Origin of the sequence: Klebsiella sp. 141153 (assembly GCF_032601995.1) — a bacterium.
Lineage (GTDB): Bacteria > Pseudomonadota > Gammaproteobacteria > Enterobacterales > Enterobacteriaceae > Klebsiella > Klebsiella aerogenes.
This window is the reverse complement of record NZ_JAQIRJ010000008.1, coordinates 190,348-208,901: the sequence shown is the minus strand read 5'-3', so window position 1 is coordinate 208,901 and position 18,554 is coordinate 190,348. Positions and strand designations below refer to the sequence as shown.

18 protein-coding genes are annotated in these 18,554 nt (G+C 55.9%); 6 read left to right on the top strand and 12 right to left on the bottom strand.

Translation table 11 applies throughout. From position 1 onward, the window contains the following. Positions 1–91: 91 nt before the first annotated feature. The 6 genes from dusC to mhbT all read right to left on the bottom strand — a co-directional run bounded on the left by dusC (position 92) and on the right by mhbT (position 6,084). Positions 92–1,024: a tRNA dihydrouridine(16) synthase DusC gene (gene dusC, locus PGS10_RS16980; protein ID WP_045391272.1), complete on the bottom strand. Its 933-nt coding sequence runs from the start codon at positions 1,022–1,024 to the stop codon at positions 92–94. 74 nt (positions 1,025–1,098) lie between these two features. Beyond that, the gene (locus tag PGS10_RS16975) at positions 1,099–2,292 is read right to left on the bottom strand and encodes a 3-hydroxybenzoate 6-monooxygenase (RefSeq protein WP_047066113.1); all 1,194 of its coding nucleotides are present in this window, start codon (positions 2,290–2,292) and stop codon (positions 1,099–1,101) included. A 12-nt stretch (positions 2,293–2,304) separates the two neighbouring features. Next, positions 2,305–2,949 carry a maleylacetoacetate isomerase gene (maiA, locus tag PGS10_RS16970; protein ID WP_221694766.1) on the bottom strand — a complete coding sequence of 215 codons (645 nt, stop codon included), beginning with the start codon at positions 2,947–2,949 and terminating at the stop codon, positions 2,305–2,307. 8 nt (positions 2,950–2,957) lie between these two features. After that, positions 2,958–3,659 (bottom strand): fumarylacetoacetate hydrolase family protein, encoded by a 702-nt coding sequence (locus tag PGS10_RS16965; RefSeq protein WP_047044903.1) that lies wholly within the window; start codon positions 3,657–3,659, stop codon positions 2,958–2,960. Positions 3,660–3,676: 17 nt separating this feature from the next. Then, complete coding sequence (gtdA, locus tag PGS10_RS16960) at positions 3,677–4,714, bottom strand: gentisate 1,2-dioxygenase (protein ID WP_045391279.1); 1,038 nt, start codon at positions 4,712–4,714, stop codon at positions 3,677–3,679. A gap of 11 nt (positions 4,715–4,725) precedes the next feature. Next, a complete protein-coding gene (gene mhbT, locus PGS10_RS16955; RefSeq protein WP_316423281.1) occupies positions 4,726–6,084 on the bottom strand; it encodes a 3-hydroxybenzoate transporter MhbT in 1,359 nt (452 codons plus the stop codon). Positions 6,085–6,211: 127 nt separating this feature from the next. Here mhbT and PGS10_RS16950 point away from each other — a divergent pair, with 127 nt between their 5' ends. The 5 genes from PGS10_RS16950 to sanA all read left to right on the top strand — a co-directional run bounded on the left by PGS10_RS16950 (position 6,212) and on the right by sanA (position 10,218). Further along, positions 6,212–7,117, top strand: a complete 906-nt coding sequence (locus tag PGS10_RS16950; protein ID WP_045391285.1) for a LysR substrate-binding domain-containing protein — start codon at positions 6,212–6,214, stop codon at positions 7,115–7,117. 112 nt (positions 7,118–7,229) lie between these two features. Continuing rightward, entirely contained in the window at positions 7,230–7,628 is a 399-nt protein-coding gene (locus PGS10_RS16945; protein ID WP_045376759.1) for a CidA/LrgA family protein, read from the top strand. Further along, positions 7,625–8,320 carry a CidB/LrgB family autolysis modulator gene (locus tag PGS10_RS16940; protein ID WP_015365717.1) on the top strand — a complete coding sequence of 232 codons (696 nt, stop codon included), beginning with the start codon at positions 7,625–7,627 and terminating at the stop codon, positions 8,318–8,320. The genes PGS10_RS16945 and PGS10_RS16940 overlap by 4 nt, the downstream gene beginning before the upstream one ends. 127 nt (positions 8,321–8,447) lie before the next feature. Next, positions 8,448–9,332, top strand: coding sequence for a cytidine deaminase (cdd, locus tag PGS10_RS16935; RefSeq protein WP_316423280.1), 885 nt, complete (start codon positions 8,448–8,450; stop codon positions 9,330–9,332). Positions 9,333–9,501: 169 nt separating this feature from the next. Next, positions 9,502–10,218 carry an outer membrane permeability protein SanA gene (gene sanA, locus PGS10_RS16930; RefSeq protein ID WP_015365714.1) on the top strand — a complete coding sequence of 239 codons (717 nt, stop codon included), beginning with the start codon at positions 9,502–9,504 and terminating at the stop codon, positions 10,216–10,218. 70 nt (positions 10,219–10,288) lie between these two features. Here sanA and mglC read toward each other — a convergent pair whose 3' ends face one another. The 6 genes from mglC to folE form a co-directional block, all read right to left on the bottom strand. Next, positions 10,289–11,299, bottom strand: a complete 1,011-nt coding sequence (mglC, locus tag PGS10_RS16925) for a galactose/methyl galactoside ABC transporter permease MglC (RefSeq protein ID WP_015365713.1) — start codon at positions 11,297–11,299, stop codon at positions 10,289–10,291. A gap of 15 nt (positions 11,300–11,314) precedes the next feature. Beyond that, positions 11,315–12,835, bottom strand: a complete 1,521-nt coding sequence (gene mglA, locus PGS10_RS16920; RefSeq protein ID WP_015365712.1) for a galactose/methyl galactoside ABC transporter ATP-binding protein MglA — start codon at positions 12,833–12,835, stop codon at positions 11,315–11,317. Positions 12,836–12,951: 116 nt separating this feature from the next. Continuing rightward, complete coding sequence (gene mglB, locus PGS10_RS16915; protein WP_045391288.1) at positions 12,952–13,950, bottom strand: galactose/glucose ABC transporter substrate-binding protein MglB; 999 nt, start codon at positions 13,948–13,950, stop codon at positions 12,952–12,954. Between the two features lie 298 nt (positions 13,951–14,248). Beyond that, positions 14,249–15,271, bottom strand: coding sequence for an HTH-type transcriptional regulator GalS (gene galS / locus PGS10_RS16910; protein WP_045391291.1), 1,023 nt, complete (start codon positions 15,269–15,271; stop codon positions 14,249–14,251). Positions 15,272–15,426: 155 nt separating this feature from the next. After that, positions 15,427–16,584, bottom strand: coding sequence for a DUF418 domain-containing protein YeiB (gene yeiB, locus PGS10_RS16905; RefSeq protein WP_049059510.1), 1,158 nt, complete (start codon positions 16,582–16,584; stop codon positions 15,427–15,429). Positions 16,585–16,599: 15 nt separating this feature from the next. Next, positions 16,600–17,268: a GTP cyclohydrolase I FolE gene (gene folE / locus PGS10_RS16900; protein ID WP_015365708.1), complete on the bottom strand. Its 669-nt coding sequence runs from the start codon at positions 17,266–17,268 to the stop codon at positions 16,600–16,602. 343 nt (positions 17,269–17,611) lie between these two features. Here folE and fghA point away from each other — a divergent pair, with 343 nt between their 5' ends. Beyond that, positions 17,612–18,448: an S-formylglutathione hydrolase gene (fghA, locus tag PGS10_RS16895; RefSeq protein ID WP_045391298.1), complete on the top strand. Its 837-nt coding sequence runs from the start codon at positions 17,612–17,614 to the stop codon at positions 18,446–18,448. The last annotated feature ends 106 nt before the right edge of the window (positions 18,449–18,554 follow it).

Genomic DNA, 18,554 nt, shown 5'->3' with positions numbered 1-18,554 from the left:
GCGAGGGAATAAAAACGTGATACAGCTCGCGTCGTATCGTGCAGGAATAAGGGCTAATTAATAAAGTGCGTACGGAATAACACCGCCTTATCTAATAACGTGCAATCGCTTTCGCTATCTCTGCTGAGGTTTGCAAGGTGCGAATTTCATTAAAGAGGCCAAGCGCTTCCGTGTATTCTTTGCGTAAATAGCCCAGCCACTGCTTAATGCGCGCCACGTGATATAAACCGGTATCCCCCTGCTTTTCCAGCTGGGTATATTTTTTGAGTAACTCAACCACCTGCGGCCACGGCATACGCGGTTCATTGTATTTGATTACCCGGCTGAGATTCGGCACGTTGAGCGCGCCGCGGCCAATCATCACCGAATCACAGCCGGTAGCGGCCATGCACTCCTGCGCGCTTTGCCAGTCCCAGATTTCGCCGTTAGCAACCACCGGAATAGTCAGGCGCTGGCGGATTTCGCCGATGGCCTGCCAGTTGATGCGTTCAGCTTTGTAACCATCCTCTTTGGTGCGGCCATGCACCACCAGCTCGCTGGCGCCCGCCTGCTGTACCGCGTCGGCGATTTCGAAGCGCCGTTCGCCGCTGTCCCAGCCGAGGCGAACTTTCACCGTCACCGGCAGGTGATCGGGAACCGCTTCGCGCATGGCTTTCGCCCCGCGATAGATAAGCTCGGGATCTTTCAGTAACGTTGCGCCGCCGCCGCTGCCGTTCACCAGCTTCGATGGACAACCGCAGTTTAAATCCACGCCCCAAGAGCCAAGCTCCACCGCGCGGGCGGCGTTTTCCGCCAGCCATTGCGGGTATTGCCCCAACAATTGCACGCGCACGCGGGTGCCGGACGGAGTGCGACTTTGATGGTGCAGTTCCGGGCACAGTCTGTAGAACGATTTTACCGGCAGCAGTTGATCCACCACGCGCAGAAATTCGGTGATGCACAGATCGTAATCATTAACCTCGGTCAGCAGCTCGCGCACCAGCGAATCGAGCACGCCTTCCATTGGCGCCAGTAATACACGCATATCGTTACCCGGAAAAAAAAGAGGCGCTATGGTAGCGCCTCTGTGCGTCGGTTTAAAGATCTCAATATCAGACCTTAGCGTGGTGCGAGGCAGTTATCCTCTTTCCAGCCGTAAAGCCACTCGATACCGCGGTAAAATTCATCCTGCGTTTTGCCCTTCCATAGAAGATTACGTACCTGCCGTTCGACCCCCGCCGCGTGATAAATCCGCCCCATTTCACGGGTTGACCAGACAATTCGCGCGGTACGCGGAATACGCACCGACTCGTACAGCGCGAAGGCGCGAGCGGCGTCGCCGTCGCACTGCTGCAGCGCTTTACCTATCGTTACCGCATCCTCCAGCGCCATGCAGGCGCCTTGCGCCATATACTGCGCCACCGGGTGGGCGGCATCGCCGACCAGGGTAATGCGATCGTTACCCCACTTTGCAACCGGCTCGCGGTCGGCGGTAGACCAGCGGCGCCAGGACGTTGGTTTGTCGAGCATTTGCCGCGGGCGGGGATGAATCCCTTTAAAGTAAGAAAGCACCTCTTCTTTGCTTCCGTCGCGCACGCCCCACTCTTCGCTTTCGCGGCTATGGAAGGTGACCACCAGGTTGTACTGTTTGCCGCCGCGCAGCGGATAATGCACCAGATGACAATGCGGCCCGGCCCACAGCACCGGCGCGTTAATCCGCAGGTCTTCCGGCATGTCGGCCGCCTCGATCACCGCGCGGTACACCACGTGGCCGGTGACCCGCGGCGCATCGCCGAGCAGACTCTGGCGCACCACTGACTTCACGCCGTCGCAGCCCAGCAGAATATCGGCAGTCCAGCTATTGCCTTTGTCATCAAAGACCGTCACGTCATCGGCGGTCTGGCGGATATCCACCACCTGAGTTGAAGTCCGGTATTCCACGCCGGGATGGGTCAGCGCGGCTTCCCAGACGGTGGCGTGAATGTCCACCCGATGGATCACCGCATACGGGCCGCCGAAATGGTCACGGAAGGCCTGGCCGGTCTCGATACGCACCACCTCTTCCCCATTCACCGCATCCATCATCGTGATATGGTCGGTAAACACCGCGCGCTGGCGCGCCACTTCGCCGACGCCGAGGCTATCCAGCGCTGAAAACGCATTCGGCCCCAGTTGAATACCGGCGCCGATTTCACCGATTTCATGCGCCTTTTCCAGCAGCATCACTTTGATCCCCTGGCGCGCCAGAGAGAGCGCCGTCGCCGCGCCGCCAATGCCGCCGCCGACGATAATTGCTCGCGTCACTTTCGCCATTTTCCTTCCTCCCTAGGCCGGAATTTTGTCTTGTTGATTTTCCGGCGCGGCGGCAATAAACGCCGGGAGCCGGGTACAGGCGTCGTAAACCGCCTGGCAGCGCGGATAATGGCTCAGATCGCACCCCATTCGCTGCGCGTTGGCCCACTGCGGCACCAGGCAACAGTCGGCGAGCGTTGGTCTATCGCCGACGCAGAAAGCGCCGGATTTCGCCTGCCGCAGCAGTTGCTCCAGCGCGCTGAGCCCCTGCTGGATCCAGTGGGCATACCAGCGTTTTTTGTCCGCTTCGCTGACCTTCAGCTCGTCGCTAAGGTAGCGTAAAACCCGCATGTTATTAATCGGATGAATATCGCAGGCGATGGCGTAGACCATCTCCAGCACCCGCATCCGCGCCGGATCCTCCTGCGGCAGCAGCGGCATTTGTGGGTAGTGGCGGTCAAGCCAGTCAACTATCGCCAGCGACTGGCCCAGCGATTCACCGTCATCGGTGATAAGCGTCGGCACCAGCCCCACCGGATTGAGCCGCCGGTACTCCAGCGCATTCTGCGCCCCGATGCGGATATTCACCCCCACGCTCTGATAGTCGATACCCTTGAGGGCCAGCGCGATGCGCACCCGGTATGAGGCAGAGCTATTAAAAAAACTGTACAGCTTCATTGTTCACCTCACACCACGCGAACGGCGATAGGCGTCAGTCCGTCTACGTTGCCGGTAATCACATCGCCCTTCACCACCGCGCCGACGCCCTCCGGCGTGCCGGTGAAAATCAGATCGCCGGGCTGCAGTTCAAAAAAGCCCGACAGATAGCTGATGGTTTCATTTACTGACCAGATAAGGTGGCGTATATCGCTACGCTGATGATCTTCACCGTTCACCTGCAGCCAGATCCCGGCTTGATTCACCTCGCGCGCCTCGGCGGCTTTATGCAGCGGCGCGACAGGAGCGGAAAGATCGAATGCTTTACCTATTTCCCACGGGCGCCCCATCTGGCGCATCTCCATCTGGCGGTCGCGGCGGGTCATATCGAGTCCGGTGGCATAGCCCCAGATATATTCCTGCGCCTGCTCCAGCGGGATGTCGCGTCCCGCCTTGCCGATAGCGACCACCAGCTCAATCTCGTAGTGATAGTTGTCGGTCTGCGCCGGATACGGCAGATCCAGCGTTTCGCCAGCCGCCACCGGCACAACCGCATCCGCCGGTTTGCAAAAGAAGAACGGCGGTTCGCGATCCGGATCGAAGCCCATTTCACGGGCGTGGGCGGCATAGTTACGGCCTACGCAGTACACGCGGCGCACCGGGAACTGCTCATCGCTGCCAACAACGGGGAGACTAATCGGCGCCTGGGGAGCAAAAACGTATTGAGTCATGATGGTTTTCCTTCTTATTAATAACGCGCTTCGCGGAACAGGCCTAAGGCCTCCTGTACCGGACGGTCCGAGAAGCTAAATAACACGCACTCTTCGCAGGCGTTGAACGATACGCCGTGCCAGGTTGGCGCCACGAAGATGTCTTTCGGCTGGAATGCGAAGGTTTGTTCGCCAATCGTCACCTGGCCGCTACCTTCCACTACGTGGTAGATGGTGCTGTCGGTGGTTTTCGCCACCCGCGACCGGAACCCTTTCGGCAACAGTTGCAGGAAAGCGCCCATCGAGGGCATCGGATAGCCACCGGTGACCGGGTTGACGTAGCGCATCTTGTAGCCGTCCCATTCGTCGGCCTCGCCAAGATGGGTCAGGTCATGCAGCGCCTCGCGGCTACGGTCGTAGCGGTAGTTAAAGATCGGCGAGGAATTTCCCACCTGATGGCGCAGCGGCAACATGTTGGCAGCGTAGCGCGGCAGGTAGTCGCCCTCTTTACGCGTCACCGGCTGCTGCTCCTGCGGATAATCTTCAGCAAAACCGCAGCCGAGATAGTTGACCAGCGGTAAATCGAGACCATCGAGCCAGACCACCGGTTCATCGCCAGGATTGCCGTGATCGTGCCAGCGCCACTGCGGAGTCAGAATAAAATCGCCGGGGCGCATTGGCGTGCGCTCGCCGTCGACGGCGGTAAACGCGCCGTGGCCTTCCACGATAAAGCGCAGCGCCGACTGATTGTGACGGTGGCTCGGCGCCACCTCGCCCGGCATGATGAGCTGCAGGCCGGCATACAGCGACGCGGTAATGGACGACTGGCCGCGCAGCTGCGGGTTCTCCAGCACCAGTACCCGACGTACCGCCTCTTTAGCGCCGATTAACTGCCCGCTTTCCAGCAGCAGCGGGCGAATTTCCTGATAGTTCCAGTACGCCGGGGCGCAGTTGGCATTCGGCGTTTGCGGCACCAGATGGTGCAACGATTCCCACAGCGGCGTCAGATTCTGTCCAGCGATATGCTGATAGAACTGCTGACGATTGCGGTTCGATTGCGGAGTAGATGGCGTCATTATTATTCTCCTCATTTATTCGCGATACCGGCAGAGGGCAGCGCGTCGGGTACAGTTCCAGGGCGGCGAACCGCCAGCATCAGCAGGATGAGCATCACCGCGCCGATCGCCGCCGGTACCGCTATAACGTAAAACAGCGTGTCGAAAGAGAGATTCATCGCCATCATCATGCCGCCGGAGAGCGAACCAACGATGGCGCCGCAGCGGCCGACGGCGTTGGACCAGCTGACACCGGTCGCGCGGCTCTGAGTAGGGTAAAGCGTGGCGGTCAGCGCATTCAGGCCTACCTGCGAACCACTCACGCCGATTCCGGTGCCGAAAATCGCCAGCGCCATCAGCCACAAGCCGTTTTCGCTTAAACCGATCATCACAATGCACAACGCGCCCAGGCAGTAACTCATCGCCAGCACAAGGAAGGGATTGAAACGGTCCATCAGGATGCCGAGCAACAGTGCGCCGAGCGTGCCGCCCACCTGAAACGCGGCGGTCACCCACGAAGCGTGCTGCAAATCGATACCACGATGGTTAAGCAGCGTCGGCATCCAGCTGGAGAGCAAATAGATAATCAGCAGGCTCATAAAGAACACCACCCAGAGCATCAAGGTGATTGTCAACTGGCGGCCGACAAACAGCTGGCTAATGCTGCCTTTCGGCCCGGCCGCCGGTTCATCCAGCCAGAAATGGGTTTCGGAATAGCGCTCGCCGGTGATGGCGCTAACGGTTTTGGCGATGGTCGCCTGCGGCAGTCCGCGGCGAACCTGCCAGCGCGGCGATTCCGGCAGCGCCCACAGCAGCGCGACGGCCAGCAGCAGCGGCAGGATGCCGCCTAAGGCCAGAATGCCGTGCCAGCCGATATGCGCCACCAGTTGGGCGCTCACCACGCCGCCCAGCGCCGAACCCAGCGTGAAGCCGCAGAACATCAAGGTTACTAACGCCCCGCGGCGGCGAGCCGGCAGATATTCCGAAGTCATGGTAATGGTGTTGGGCATCGCCCCGCCCAATCCCAGACCGGTGAGAAAACGCAGGATCACCAGCATTTCAAGATTCGTCGAGAACGCGGAGAGCAGGCTAAATAAGCCAAACAACGCGACACAGAACTCAATCACCCGTTTTCGGCCAAAGCGGTCAGAAAGCGGGCCGCAGAGCAGCGCCCCGGCGGTCAATCCCAATAGTCCGGCGCCAAACAGCGGCGCGAGTTCGCTGGCGCTCAGTTGCCAGTGAACGCGGATATCGGGGGCGATAAAACCAATGGCGGCGGTGTCAAAACCATCAAGCATCACCACCAGAAAACAGCAAATAATCACACGCCACTGCAGGGCGCCAACCGGCGCTGCGTTGAGTAACGTCTGTAGTTCACGTCGTTGAGCCATAATGATGCCTCAGTGCAGGTCAGGGTAGATGTTGTATTTATTTCTTTTATGTTGCGATTTTGTAACCATGGCGATGAAATGTACAATGGCTTTTCGGGCATAGACATAACCTGGAGGTTATCGGCTGATGGCGAACTGGACGCAAAAGTTGAAGCTGCAGCATTTGAAAATGCTGGTGGCGCTGGGTGAGCAAGGCAATCTCACGCAGGTCGCGAAAATGATGAATATTACCCAGCCCGCACTCTCTAAGTGGCTGACGCAATTTGAAGAAGAAGTCGGCATGCCGCTCTTTGAGCGCCACAGTAAGGGCCTGCGCCCTTCGGAAGGTGGCAAACTGCTGCTTCAGCACGCCCAGCGGCTAATCAACGACATGTCGCGCTCGCAGTACGAGATCGAGCGCTTTAAACAAGGCGGGCTGGTCGGCAGCCTGATGATCGGCTGCTCGCCGGTGGCGACAGACTGCGTGGCGCAGGCGATCCTCGCCCTGCTTAAAGAGATGCCGACCCTGCATCTGAATATCGAAGAAAAAGTGATGACGCCACTGCTGCACGACCTGCTCTCCGGCGTGGTCGATGTGGTCGTTGGACGTGTTGGGGGGCGCGCGCTGGAACTGCCGCTCAACTACCGTGTACTCTATACCGAACCGGTATGCTTCGTCGCCCGTCCCGATCATCCGCTGGCCAGCAGGTCCCATCTGAGCTGGGCGGATCTTGCCGCCTGGCGCTGGATCGTCTGGCCTACAGGCACGCCCATTCGTCAGAGTATTGATAACGCGCTGGTCGATAACGGCGTCATGCTGCCGGAGAATACTATCGAGTCGGCCTCAATGAATGTCACCAGCAATTTGCTGCAAAGCAGCGATATGATCTCTATTCTTTCTTTGCGGCTGGCGCAGCATTACGCCGAACATGGGCAACTGGCGATTCTGAATTTGCCGCGTATTGAACAAAAAGGTAGCGTTGGGGTTTTCTGGCGCAAAAGCGAAGTGCCATCGCTGGCGCTCACTCGTTTTCTGCACTACCTCGCAGAATAAGGCCGCTGTTCCCATTTTCTATGCTGACGATGCGTAGAATTCATGATGTGATCGGTAGCACATTTCAGGGTTTAATTGTATGATGAATGGCAGTTCATCAAGGGTTATTACCATGAGTAAGTCGCTGAATATTATCTGGCAGTACGCGCGAGCTTTCGTCCTGATTTACGCCTGCTTGTATGCGGGCATTTTTATCGCCGGGCTACTGCCCATCACAATTCCCGGCAGCATTATCGGCATGCTGATTTTGTTCGTACTGCTGGCGCTGCAAATTATGCCGCCGCAGTGGGTCAACCCCGGCTGTAACATCCTGATTCGCTACATGGCGCTGCTGTTCGTGCCTATCGGCGTCGGCGTAATGCAGTACTGGGATTTGCTGCGCGCGCAGCTGGGGCCGGTGGCGGTCTCCTGCGCCGTCAGTACCTTATTAGTCTTTTTGGTAGTGAGCTGGAGCTCGCATCTGGTCCACGGTGAACGCAAAATCATCGGGCAAAAAGGAAGTAAAAAATGATCCATGAAATGTGGTGGTCGCTCCCGTTAACGCTGATTGTCTTTTTCCTTGCCCGCAAGCTGGCGGCGCGGTTTAAATTTCCGCTGCTCAACCCGCTGCTGGTCGCCATGGTGGTCATTATTCCTTTCCTGCTGGTCACCGGCATTTCTTATGAACGCTATTTTGCCGGCAGCAAAATTCTTAACGATCTGCTGCAGCCGGCGGTGGTTGCGCTGGCCTTTCCGCTGTATGAACAACTGCACCAGATCCGCGCGCGTTGGAAATCCATCATCACCATCTGCTTTATCGGTAGCTGCGTGGCGATGATCACCGGTACCACCGTCGCTCTGCTGATGGGCGCCACCCCGCAAATCGCCGCTTCCATCATGCCAAAATCCGTCACTACGCCGATTGCCATGGCGGTCAGCGGCAGTATTGGCGGTATTCCAGCGATTAGCGCCGTGTGCGTCATTTTCGTTGGCATCCTCGGCGCGGTGTTCGGCCATACGCTGCTTAACGCCATGCGTATTCATACTAAAGCATCCCGCGGCCTGTCGATGGGTACCGCCTCGCACGCCCTCGGCACCGCCCGTTGCGCCGAACTGGACTACCAGGAAGGGGCATTTAGCTCGCTGGCGCTGGTACTGTGCGGAATTATTACCTCGCTGGTCGCGCCTTTTCTGTTCCCGGTGATCGTCGCTGTTGTTGGATAAATGTGATATACATCACACTCATAAATGCAACAAATTAGCGTTGCACAAACAATGAGACTTATGTCACATATAGGGCCCGTACGGGCCCGTACACTAGCTTCCCATTACATTGTTATGAGGCAACGCTATGCACTCTCGTTTTCAAGCTGCTTTGACTAATCTGGCGGCAGACCTGCAGGCGGCCATCGCCCCGATGCTCGCAGACCCGCACTTCCCGGCGCTGCTCGAAGCCGATCAGGTGGCGATGCTACAACAAGCAACAGGTTTGGATGAAGACGCGCTGGCCTTTGCGCTACTGCCGCTTGCCGCCGCCTGCGCCCGTGCCGATCTTTCTCACTTTAACGTTGGCGCTATCGCCCGCGGCGTGAGCGGTCGCTGGTATTTCGGCGGCAACATGGAATTCCTCGGCGCCACCATGCAGCAGACCGTCCACGCGGAACAGAGCGCCATCAGCCACGCCTGGCTGCGCGGCGAAAAATCCCTGCGCGCCATTACCGTCAACTACACGCCTTGCGGCCACTGTCGCCAGTTTATGAACGAACTGAACAGCGGTCTGGCGCTGCGCATTCATCTGCCGGGTCGCGAAGTGCACTCCTTGCAGCACTATCTGCCGGACGCCTTTGGTCCGAAAGATCTGGAGATTAAAACTCTGCTGATGGATGAGCAGGATCACGGCTTCCCCCTCAGCGGCGATGCGCTCACGCAGGCGGCTATTCAGGCGGCGAACCGCTGCCATGCGCCGTACAGCAACTCCCCTTCCGGCGTGGCGCTTGAGCTGAAAGACGGCACCATTTTCTGCGGCAGCTACGCGGAAAACGCGGCGTTCAATCCGACGCTACCGCCGCTGCAGGGCGCGCTGAACCTGCTGAGCCTTAACGGTTACGACTATCCGGATATCCAGCGCGCGCTGTTAGCCGAGAAAGCCGACGCCGCGCTTATCCAGTGGGATGCGACCGTTGCAACCCTGAAAGCGTTGGGCTGTCAGAATATCGACCGCGTGCTGTTAGGTTAACTAGCCAGATAGCCTGAGCAGATTGCCGGATGCGCCTTTGGCTTATCCGGCCTGGATTCGGTAATCTGCCATATTGCTGAAAATCCCCGCAATTAAACGATGGTTTCTTGCGCTTACCCGGCGGGTAAAGTAGCCTGAAGCTTCCCTCGTCCACCATTGAGTCAAGTTCATGTTAAAGCGTGTGTTATACAGCCTGTTAGTCCTGCTCGGCCTGCTGCTGTTGACCGTGCTGGGTCTTGACCGCTGGATGAGCTGGAAAACCGCGCCCTATATTTACGATGAGCTGCAGGATCTCCCCTACCGCCAGGTTGGCGTGGTGTTGGGTACTGCCAAATATTATCGCACCGGCGTGATCAATCAGTATTATCGTTACCGGATCCAGGGCGCGCTCAACGCTTACAATAGCGGTAAGGTCAATTATCTGCTGTTAAGCGGTGACAACGCCCTGCAAAGCTATAACGAACCGATGACCATGCGCCGGGATCTGATCAAAGCCGGCGTCGATCCGGCGGATATCGTGCTGGACTACGCCGGTTTCCGCACCCTCGATTCGATCGTGCGCACCCGCAAAGTGTTCGATACCAACGATTTTATTATTATCACCCAGCGCTTCCACTGCGAGCGCGCGCTGTTTATCGCCCTGCATATGGGGATTCAGGCGCAGTGCTATGCGGTGCCTTCGCCGAAGGATATGTGGACCGTGCGTCTTCGCGAGTTTGGCGCCCGGTTTGGCGCGCTGGCGGATCTCTATATCTTCAAACGCGAACCGCGTTTCCTCGGGCCGCTGATCCCCATCCCGGCGCAGCAGCATGAAGTTCCGGAGGATGCGCAATCCTACCCGGCGGTCACGCCTGAGCAGTTGCTGGAGCTACAGAAAGAAAAATAACCTGCGTCGTTTCGTCAATTTGAGATATAAAAAAACCCGCGCCAGGCGCGGGTTTTGTATGCGTTCAATCTTATTTCTTGCGCGCGTATTTCAGTGAATCCAGCGCCACGGCGAAGATGATAATCGCCCCTTTAATAATGTACTGCCAGTATGGATTGACGCCGATGTAGGTCAGACCGTAGTTGATGACGGTAAAGATAATAACCCCGGTCACCACGCCGAAAACCGTACCCACGCCGCCGCTGAAGGAAACGCCCCCCACCACGCAGGCAGCAATCGCATCCAGTTCGTACATAAAGCCGAGGTTGTTGGTCGCCGAACCGATACGTCCGGCTTCCAGCAGCCCGCCGAAGGCATAAAACACCCCGGATAGGGCATAAATCATCAGCAGGTTCAGCGCCACGTTAACGCCGGAGACACGCGCGGCTTCGGGGTTACCGCCGATAGCGAAGATGTTTTTACCGAAACGGGTTTTATTCCACAGGATCCACACGAAGAAGATAGCGATCAGCGCGTAGAAAGTTATGTACGACAGGCGGAATGAACCTAAAGCGACAAAGCCCTGGGCAAACTGCGAGAAGTGGCTGTCGAAACCGGAAATCGGCGACGCGCCGACGAAGTCGTAGTACAGGGAGTTGATACCGTAAACGATAATCATCGTCCCCAGGGTAGTGATAAACGGCGTCACGTTGAGATAGGCAATGACGATACCGTTAATCAAGCCAATCACCGCGCCAATTGCGCAAACCAGCAGAATAACCAACGGGATCGGCATGGTCGCCATCTCCGGGAACACCTTGTTGGCGTTATCCACCGCCTGCAGCATGGTAGCCGCCACCACCGCCGCCAGACCCACCTGACGTCCGGCGGAAAGGTCGGTCCCTTGAGTAACAATCAGCCCGGCGACGCCGAGCGCGATGATAATACGTACCGAGGATTGCGTCAGGATGTTACTTAAGTTCAGCAGACTTAAGAAGGTCGGGTCCTGGAAAATAATAATGGCCAGCAAGACCAAAAGTACAACGTAAATCCCACCCTCTTTCAGGTAAGTGAGGAAACTCTTTTTATTTAACGCACTCATGGAAAGCCCCTGATCTCAAAGGTGCAATGATGCAAGACGCAGAATTTCATTTTGCGTCGTGGTTTTGGTCTCAACAATTCCGGCAACCAGCCCGTTGCTCATAACCAGAATACGGTCGGTAATTCCCAGCAGCTCCGGCATTTCAGAAGAGATAATAATGATGCCCTTATCTTTTTTAGCCAGTTCGGCAATCAGCTGGTAAATTTCAAATTTCGCGCCGACGTCAATTCCGCGGGTCGGTTCATCAAGCATTAATATTTCCGGTTGGGTTAATAACCAACGGCCGATAATAACCTTCTGCTGATTCCCGCCGGAAAGCGAACCGATTTGCGTTTGATGACCTGGCGTTTTTACACGCATGGAATCGATAACCCATTGGGTATCGCTTTTCATCCGTGAATTGTCCAACAGGCCGACCTTGTTTTTATACTTCTTGATATTTGATATCAGCGAGTTAAAACCAATATCGAGATAAGCATAAATCCCCGTCGAACGACGCTCTTCGGTTACCAGCGCAAAGCCGTGGTTAATCGCTTCGTTAGCGCTATGGTTATTAATTTTTTTACCATGCAGGGTAATAGTGCCGCTGGCCTTTTCGCGGATGCCAAACAGCGTTTCAACGATATCGGTACGCTTCGCGCCTACCAGCCCGGCAATACCGAGAATTTCGCCCTTATGCAGATCGAACGAGACATCGCGAATCGACGGCTGGCGCAGCGAGGTCAGGTTACGAACTTCAAGGATTACTTCGCCCGGTTTGTTTTGTTTATCCGGAAAACGCTGGTTCAGCGAACGGCCAACCATCATCGCAATGATCTTATCCATATCCAGCCCTTCCAGCGGCTGGGTGGCAATCCACTGACCATCGCGCAGGATAGTAATCTCATCGCAGAGCTGGAATATCTCCTCCATTTTATGGGAGATATAAACAATGCCGCAGCCACGCTCTTTCAGCTTGCGGATTATTTTAAACAGGTGATTGACCTCTTTTTCGGTCAGCGATGAGGTAGGCTCATCCATAATGACTATTTTGGCGTCATAGGAGAACGCCTTCGCAATTTCAATCATCTGCATCTGCGATACCGATAACGTCCCCACGCGAGCGCGCGGGTCAATATCAATATCCAGTTCATCAAATATCGCTTTGGTATCGCGATACATTTTATCCTGATCGACAAACATACCTTTGGTGGGGTAACGCCCCAGCCACATGTTGTCCATGACCGAACGTTGTAGAACCAGGTTTAACTCCTGGTGCACCATTGAAATACCGTTCTCCAGGGCTTCTTTCGCCGAATGGAAATCGATCTCTTTTCCCTGAAAAAGAATACTGCCGGAATCTTTTTGATAGATCCCAAATAAGCATTTTAATAATGTCGATTTACCCGCGCCATTCTCCCCCATTAATGCATGGATTGAGTGCGGACGAACCTTCAGGTTGACATTATCAAGAGCTTTCACGCCGGGGAAAGATTTGTTGATGTCGCTCATTTCCAACAAATATTCGCCCGACTGTACGCTATTATTGCTGACCATAGTTATACCTGGCTGCGTTCGTGCCGATCCGCGACGATAAGTTATATCGCAGCAAAATCGGCTTCGGTATCAGGAATAATCGGGCGCGCTGAACGCGCCCGCAATGCATGTAAAACTTATTTACCGATAAACTGGCTGAGGTTGTCTTTATCGACGCCTACGTATGGTACGCGGACAATCTTATTCTCAATTTTCCAGTTGGTGCCAGCAGCAGGCTCTTTGCCGTCAGCCAGGTTCTTCGCCAGATCGAAAGTCGCTTTCGCCTGGTTGTTGGCGTCGTTCAGCACGGTACCGGCCATCGCGCCGGATTTCACCAGCGCCAGCGCTTCAGGCAGAGCATCGACGCCGAACACCGGAATGCTGCTCTTGTTATGCGCTTTCAGCGCTTCTACCGCGCCCATCGCCATCGCATCGTTGTTAGCGATCACCACTTCGATTTTGTTAGCGTTCGGGCCGGAGAGCCAGGCGTCCATTTTATCTTTCGCTTGCGCGGTATCCCACATGGCGGTATCTAACGCCAGCTGCTGAGTTTTAAGACCTTTTTCATTCAGCTCTTTGATAACGTAGGAAGTACGCGCTTCGGCATCCGGGTGGCCCGGCTCGCCTTTCAACAGAACAAACTGAATCTGACCATCTTTATTCAGATCCCAGTTAGGGTTCGCTTTCCAGTGTTTGGCGATAAGATCGCCCTGGATAATCCCGGATTCTTTGGAGTCGGTACCTACATAGTAGGCTTTATCGTAGCTATCCAGCGCCTTGCGCGATGGCTCTTTGTTAAAGAACACCACCGGCACATTTTGCCCGCGCGCTTTGTCGATAACCGTACCCGCCGCCGCCGGGTCAACCAGGTTGATCGCCAGCGCCTTCACCCCTTTCGCCAGCAGCACGTCGATCTGATCGTTCTGTTTGGACTGATCGTTCTGCGAGTCATTCATCAGCAGTTTCACGTCTGGCGCAGATTTGCCGTCTTTTTCGATAGCTTTACGCACGACGGACATAAAGTTGTCGTCATACTTGTAGATCGTAACGCCGATACGGGTATCCGCGGCATGCGCTGCGGCGCCGAAAAGCATACCAGCCATGACGGCGGACAGAGCTAAGACCTTCTTATTCATGGAATCTCCGGTTTTATTATTTTGCATCGTTTTTTTTGGCGTGAAGATAGCTGGCGGGAGTTGTTACATTAGGGTTACCGCACAACGATATTCACAACGTTAATTCTGTCTTCCGTGTAGGGTAACGCTCCAGAAAAACGGCTTCATCAAGTGCCTAACCTATTGTTTAAGATGATGTTTAAACGCATCATCAGCACAGCCTGGTTCGGACTGGTCAACGCTGCCATCATAAACAGCGTAATGTTAATATACTGTGAATTTACTCACAGATTGAAAGCGGTTACATCGATGGATAGATTCAGTTAGTGATCGGCCCCACACTTTGCTTCTGCGTCACAGAATGGCGGCGCACCAGCGTGGGCATAAAACAGTGGCTGGCCTCACTATCGAGTTTTCCTGCCGCCCCTTGTAGCGCCAGTTCAGTAGCCAATTTGGCCATCGACATAATGGGATAGCGCACCGTGGTCAGCTGCGGATCGGTGTAACGGGAAATGGGAATGTCATCAAAGCCAATCAGCGAGAGATGCTGCGGCACAGCAATGCCGTTATCCTTGAGGGTGGTGAGCGCGCCAGCAGCCATACTGTCGTTATAGGCAAACACTGCCGTCAGGCCTAAATTACGCCCAAGCAGTTCCACCATCGCCGCTTCGCCGCCCTGCATATCCGGCGATCCCGAGCCAATCCAACTTTCCGGGGCGATAATACCCTGCTCCTGCAGCGCCTTACTCCACCCTTCACGGCGCAGTTCATCATCCTCAATGCCGTGGTTGGAAGAGAGATAGCCAATCCGCTGATGGCCGTGATTGAGCAGCATCCGCGTAGCCATGAGCGCGCCGCTGACGTTATCGAGACCCACACAGCGGTGCGCGAAGCCGGGTACAATGCGGTTAATCAGCACCATGCCCGGAATATGCTGCATAAAATCGCCGAGTTCGGCATCGCTTAACGCTTTCGAATGCACGATAAGCGCCGAACAGCGCTGGCGAATCAGCACCTCAATGGCGTTGCGCTCTTTTTCAGCTTCATGATAACTGTTGCCGATCAGGACATATTTCTGGTGCTGCTGCGCGACGGTATCCACCGCTTTCACCAGCGCGCCGAAAAAGGCGTCCGACACATCCATCACCACCACGCCGATGGTATCGCTAACCTGGGTCGCCAGCGCCTGGGCATTGGCATTGGGTCGATAGCCCAGCTGCGCGACCGCTTTCATCACCGCTTCCCGCGTATCCGGGCTCACCAGCGCGCTGTTGTTCAGCACCCGTGAGACCGTCGCTACGGAGACCCCCGCCTGACGGGCGACATCACGAATGGTGATCATGGAGACCCACCTTAATAGCATTACAATACGTCACACCCACCTCCTGTGTTCAGCAAGGTGGCTATTCTGGCAGTGACGCGCGCCGCGCTACGTGAGTGAGGTCACACCGCTGGAAACGGTTACATCCATTTTGTTAATGATTGTGATCGAGATCGTTATACGGATGTATCTCTTGTTGTTGTCCCTGAGGCTCTCAGGGTTAACTGACGCCATAGCCACTCAACGGGCCCCTGGCGGAAATGACGCAGCCAAAACTGCGAGAAGAGGAGATTAACCGCCCACACCGCCGGCACAAAGGCCAACAGCTGAAAACGGTCAAATTTCATAAACAGGCCGAGATGATAGAACAGCGTGGTGCAGATCAGGGTTTGCAGTAAATAGTTACTGAGCGCCATCCGCCCAACGCAAGCAATCGCGCCGACCAGACGGAAGCGGCATAATTGCGGCCAGAATCCCCACGCCAGCGCGGCATAGCCGATGGTTTGAAGCGGCGCGCCAAGTTCACGCGGCGCCTGCAGCAGAAAACCACACCAGCGGTAGTCCCATTGCAAGTACCACTGCGCGGCGATGGCCGGCACATTCACCGCCATCCCGGCAATAATCAGCACAAACCCGACGCGGCGGTAGTGACTAAGGCTAAACTGCCCTTTCAACCAGCCGCAGCGCATTAGCGCCGCGCCCATTAGCATCATCCCCGCCAGCTGCCAGCCGTACTGCACGCCCAGCGCCACCAGGTTATCGGACAGCATATCCGCGCGATTGCTCACCGCCTCCATACCGCCTTTGAGCTTCCAGAACTGTTCATACTGCACATTCGCGGCATCGGGCACCCATGACCGGCTGGCGCCGTTGGCGGAAATCAATCCCAGCAATACCAGCACCGCAATACCGATGAGATATAGCACTACGCCGGTATTAAATAGCGATTTAACGTGTTGGGCATCGCGTACCATGCGCCAGGCAATTAGCCCCACCAGCGCATAGGCCAGCAGAATATCGCCATCCCAGAAAAAGAGGCCGTGAATAAAACCAAGTAGGGCAAGCAGGGTTAGCCGTGACTGGATCCAGCGTTTACCGCGTACCAGCAGCATTTGTAATCCGGCGCCGAACAGCAGAGCAAACAGGGTGAGGAATTTCACCTGCGCAAACAGGTCGAGGATTGCCCAGCTCCAGGCGTCGCTCAGCGAAATACTCCCGGCCCATGCCGGATTAAGATAGGCCGCCTTCGGCAAGCCGAAGGCGGTGATATTCAGTAGCAGAATGCCGAGGATGGCGACGCCGCGAACGAAGTCCAGCGTGACGTTTCTCTCCATGCACCCTGCTCCGAATTAATTGTGGTGACGTACGGCGCGCAGGAACTCCTGGCGGGTATTCTGGCTGGATTTAAACAGACCGCCAAGCGAAGTGGTGGTCGTGGCGCTGGTCGCATCGCGGATGCCGCGCGCTTTCACACAGTAATGCACCGCGTCAATGGATACCGCGACGTTACTGGTACCGAGCAGGGTCTGCAACGCAGTGAGGATCTGCTGCGTCAGGCGCTCCTGCACCTGCGGACGCTGGGCAAAGAACTGCACGATGCGGTTAATTTTCGACAGGCCGATTACCGAATCTTTCGGGATATAAGCTACGGTCGCTTTGCCGTCAATCGTCACAAAGTGATGTTCACAGGTACTGGTCAGCGTGATATCGCGAACCGTCACCATCTCGTCAACTTTCATTTTGTTTTCAATAACGGTGATTTTCGGGAATCTGGCATAATCCAGACCGGAGAAAATCTCATCAACGTACATTTTTGCGATGCGATGCGGAGTCTCCATCAGGCTGTCGTCACTGAGATCAAGATTCAGCAGCTGCATAATCTCAGTCATGTGCCCGGCGATCAGACGCTTGCGCGTTTCATTATCAATTTCTTGTACTGGCGGACGCAGCGGCGTCTCCAGCCCACGAGCGACCAGCGCTTCATGAACGAGTATGGCTTCTTTACTCAATGATGACATTTAGGTTCTCCTGCAGGTGTGGCGCTCTTTGCTCTTCTGAGGGCAAAGTTTGCACTCATTGTGCGTGAGGTGGCGCACATAATCCAGTAGCCGTCACGATAATTATTGAAATTGGCGCAACCTTTCATTTTTACCGCTGCGGTTGGACGTTGTCGATGCGCCACGCCAGCGAGCCCCGCCGCTACCGCGCGCAATCATAAGTACTGTAGATGTTCTGAGATGTTCTTTATAACTCGTATTAATGATGCAATAGCTTTGCGCGACGGGAAAGTGAAAGTTGCTCACCGGTTAATGAAATATCTGTATTATTAAGCATTACACATAGATACCCGAGGAGCCCTGCATGGAACTGCTTGAAGAGCATCGCTGTTACGAGGGTCGACAGCAACGCTGGCGTCATCACTCCAGTACCCTGAACTGCGCCATGACGTTTAGCATCTTTTTACCGCCGGCGACGGAAACCGCCCCGCCGCCGGTGCTGTACTGGCTATCCGGTTTGACCTGCAATGACGAAAACTTTACCACTAAGGCCGGCGCTCAGCGGATAGCCGCCGAACTTGGCATTGCGCTGGTGATGCCCGACACCAGCCCGCGCGGCGATGACGTCGCCGATGATGCCGGTTACGATCTCGGTAAAGGCGCAGGTTTTTACCTCAACGCCACTCAGGCGCCGTGGGCGGCGCATTTTCGCATGTACGACTACCTGCGCGATGAGCTGCCGCAGTTAATTAACAACCAGTTTCAGGTCGCCGACCGTTGCGCCATCAGCGGCCACTCGATGGGCGGCCACGGCGCGCTCATCGTGGCGCTGAAAAACCCAGGGCGCTTTACCAGCGTCTCGGCCTTCGCGCCGATCGTCAACCCATGCAAAGTTCCGTGGGGACAAAAAGCGTTCAGCGCCTATCTCGGCGATGATGAGGCGACCTGGCAGGAGTGGGACAGCTGCGCGCTGATGCAGGCAAGCCAGGCCGGGGATGCCATTCCGACTTTAATTGATCAGGGTGACGCCGACCAGTTTCTCGGTACCCAGCTGCAGCCCGCGGTCCTTGCAGAGGTGGCGCGACAGAAACAGTGGCCGCTGAGCCTGCGTATCCAGCCCGGCTACGACCACAGCTACTATTTCATTGCCACCTTTATAGAAGATCATCTGCGCTTCCACGCGAAGCATCTGTTTAAATAGTCCCCCTTCCCCGCCTCGCCGGGCATCCTCCGCTTGCCCGGTTTTTTATCATCGTCAGGAACTACCTTGTCGCTACGGGCGATAATTTGTTATTTAAAACACAATA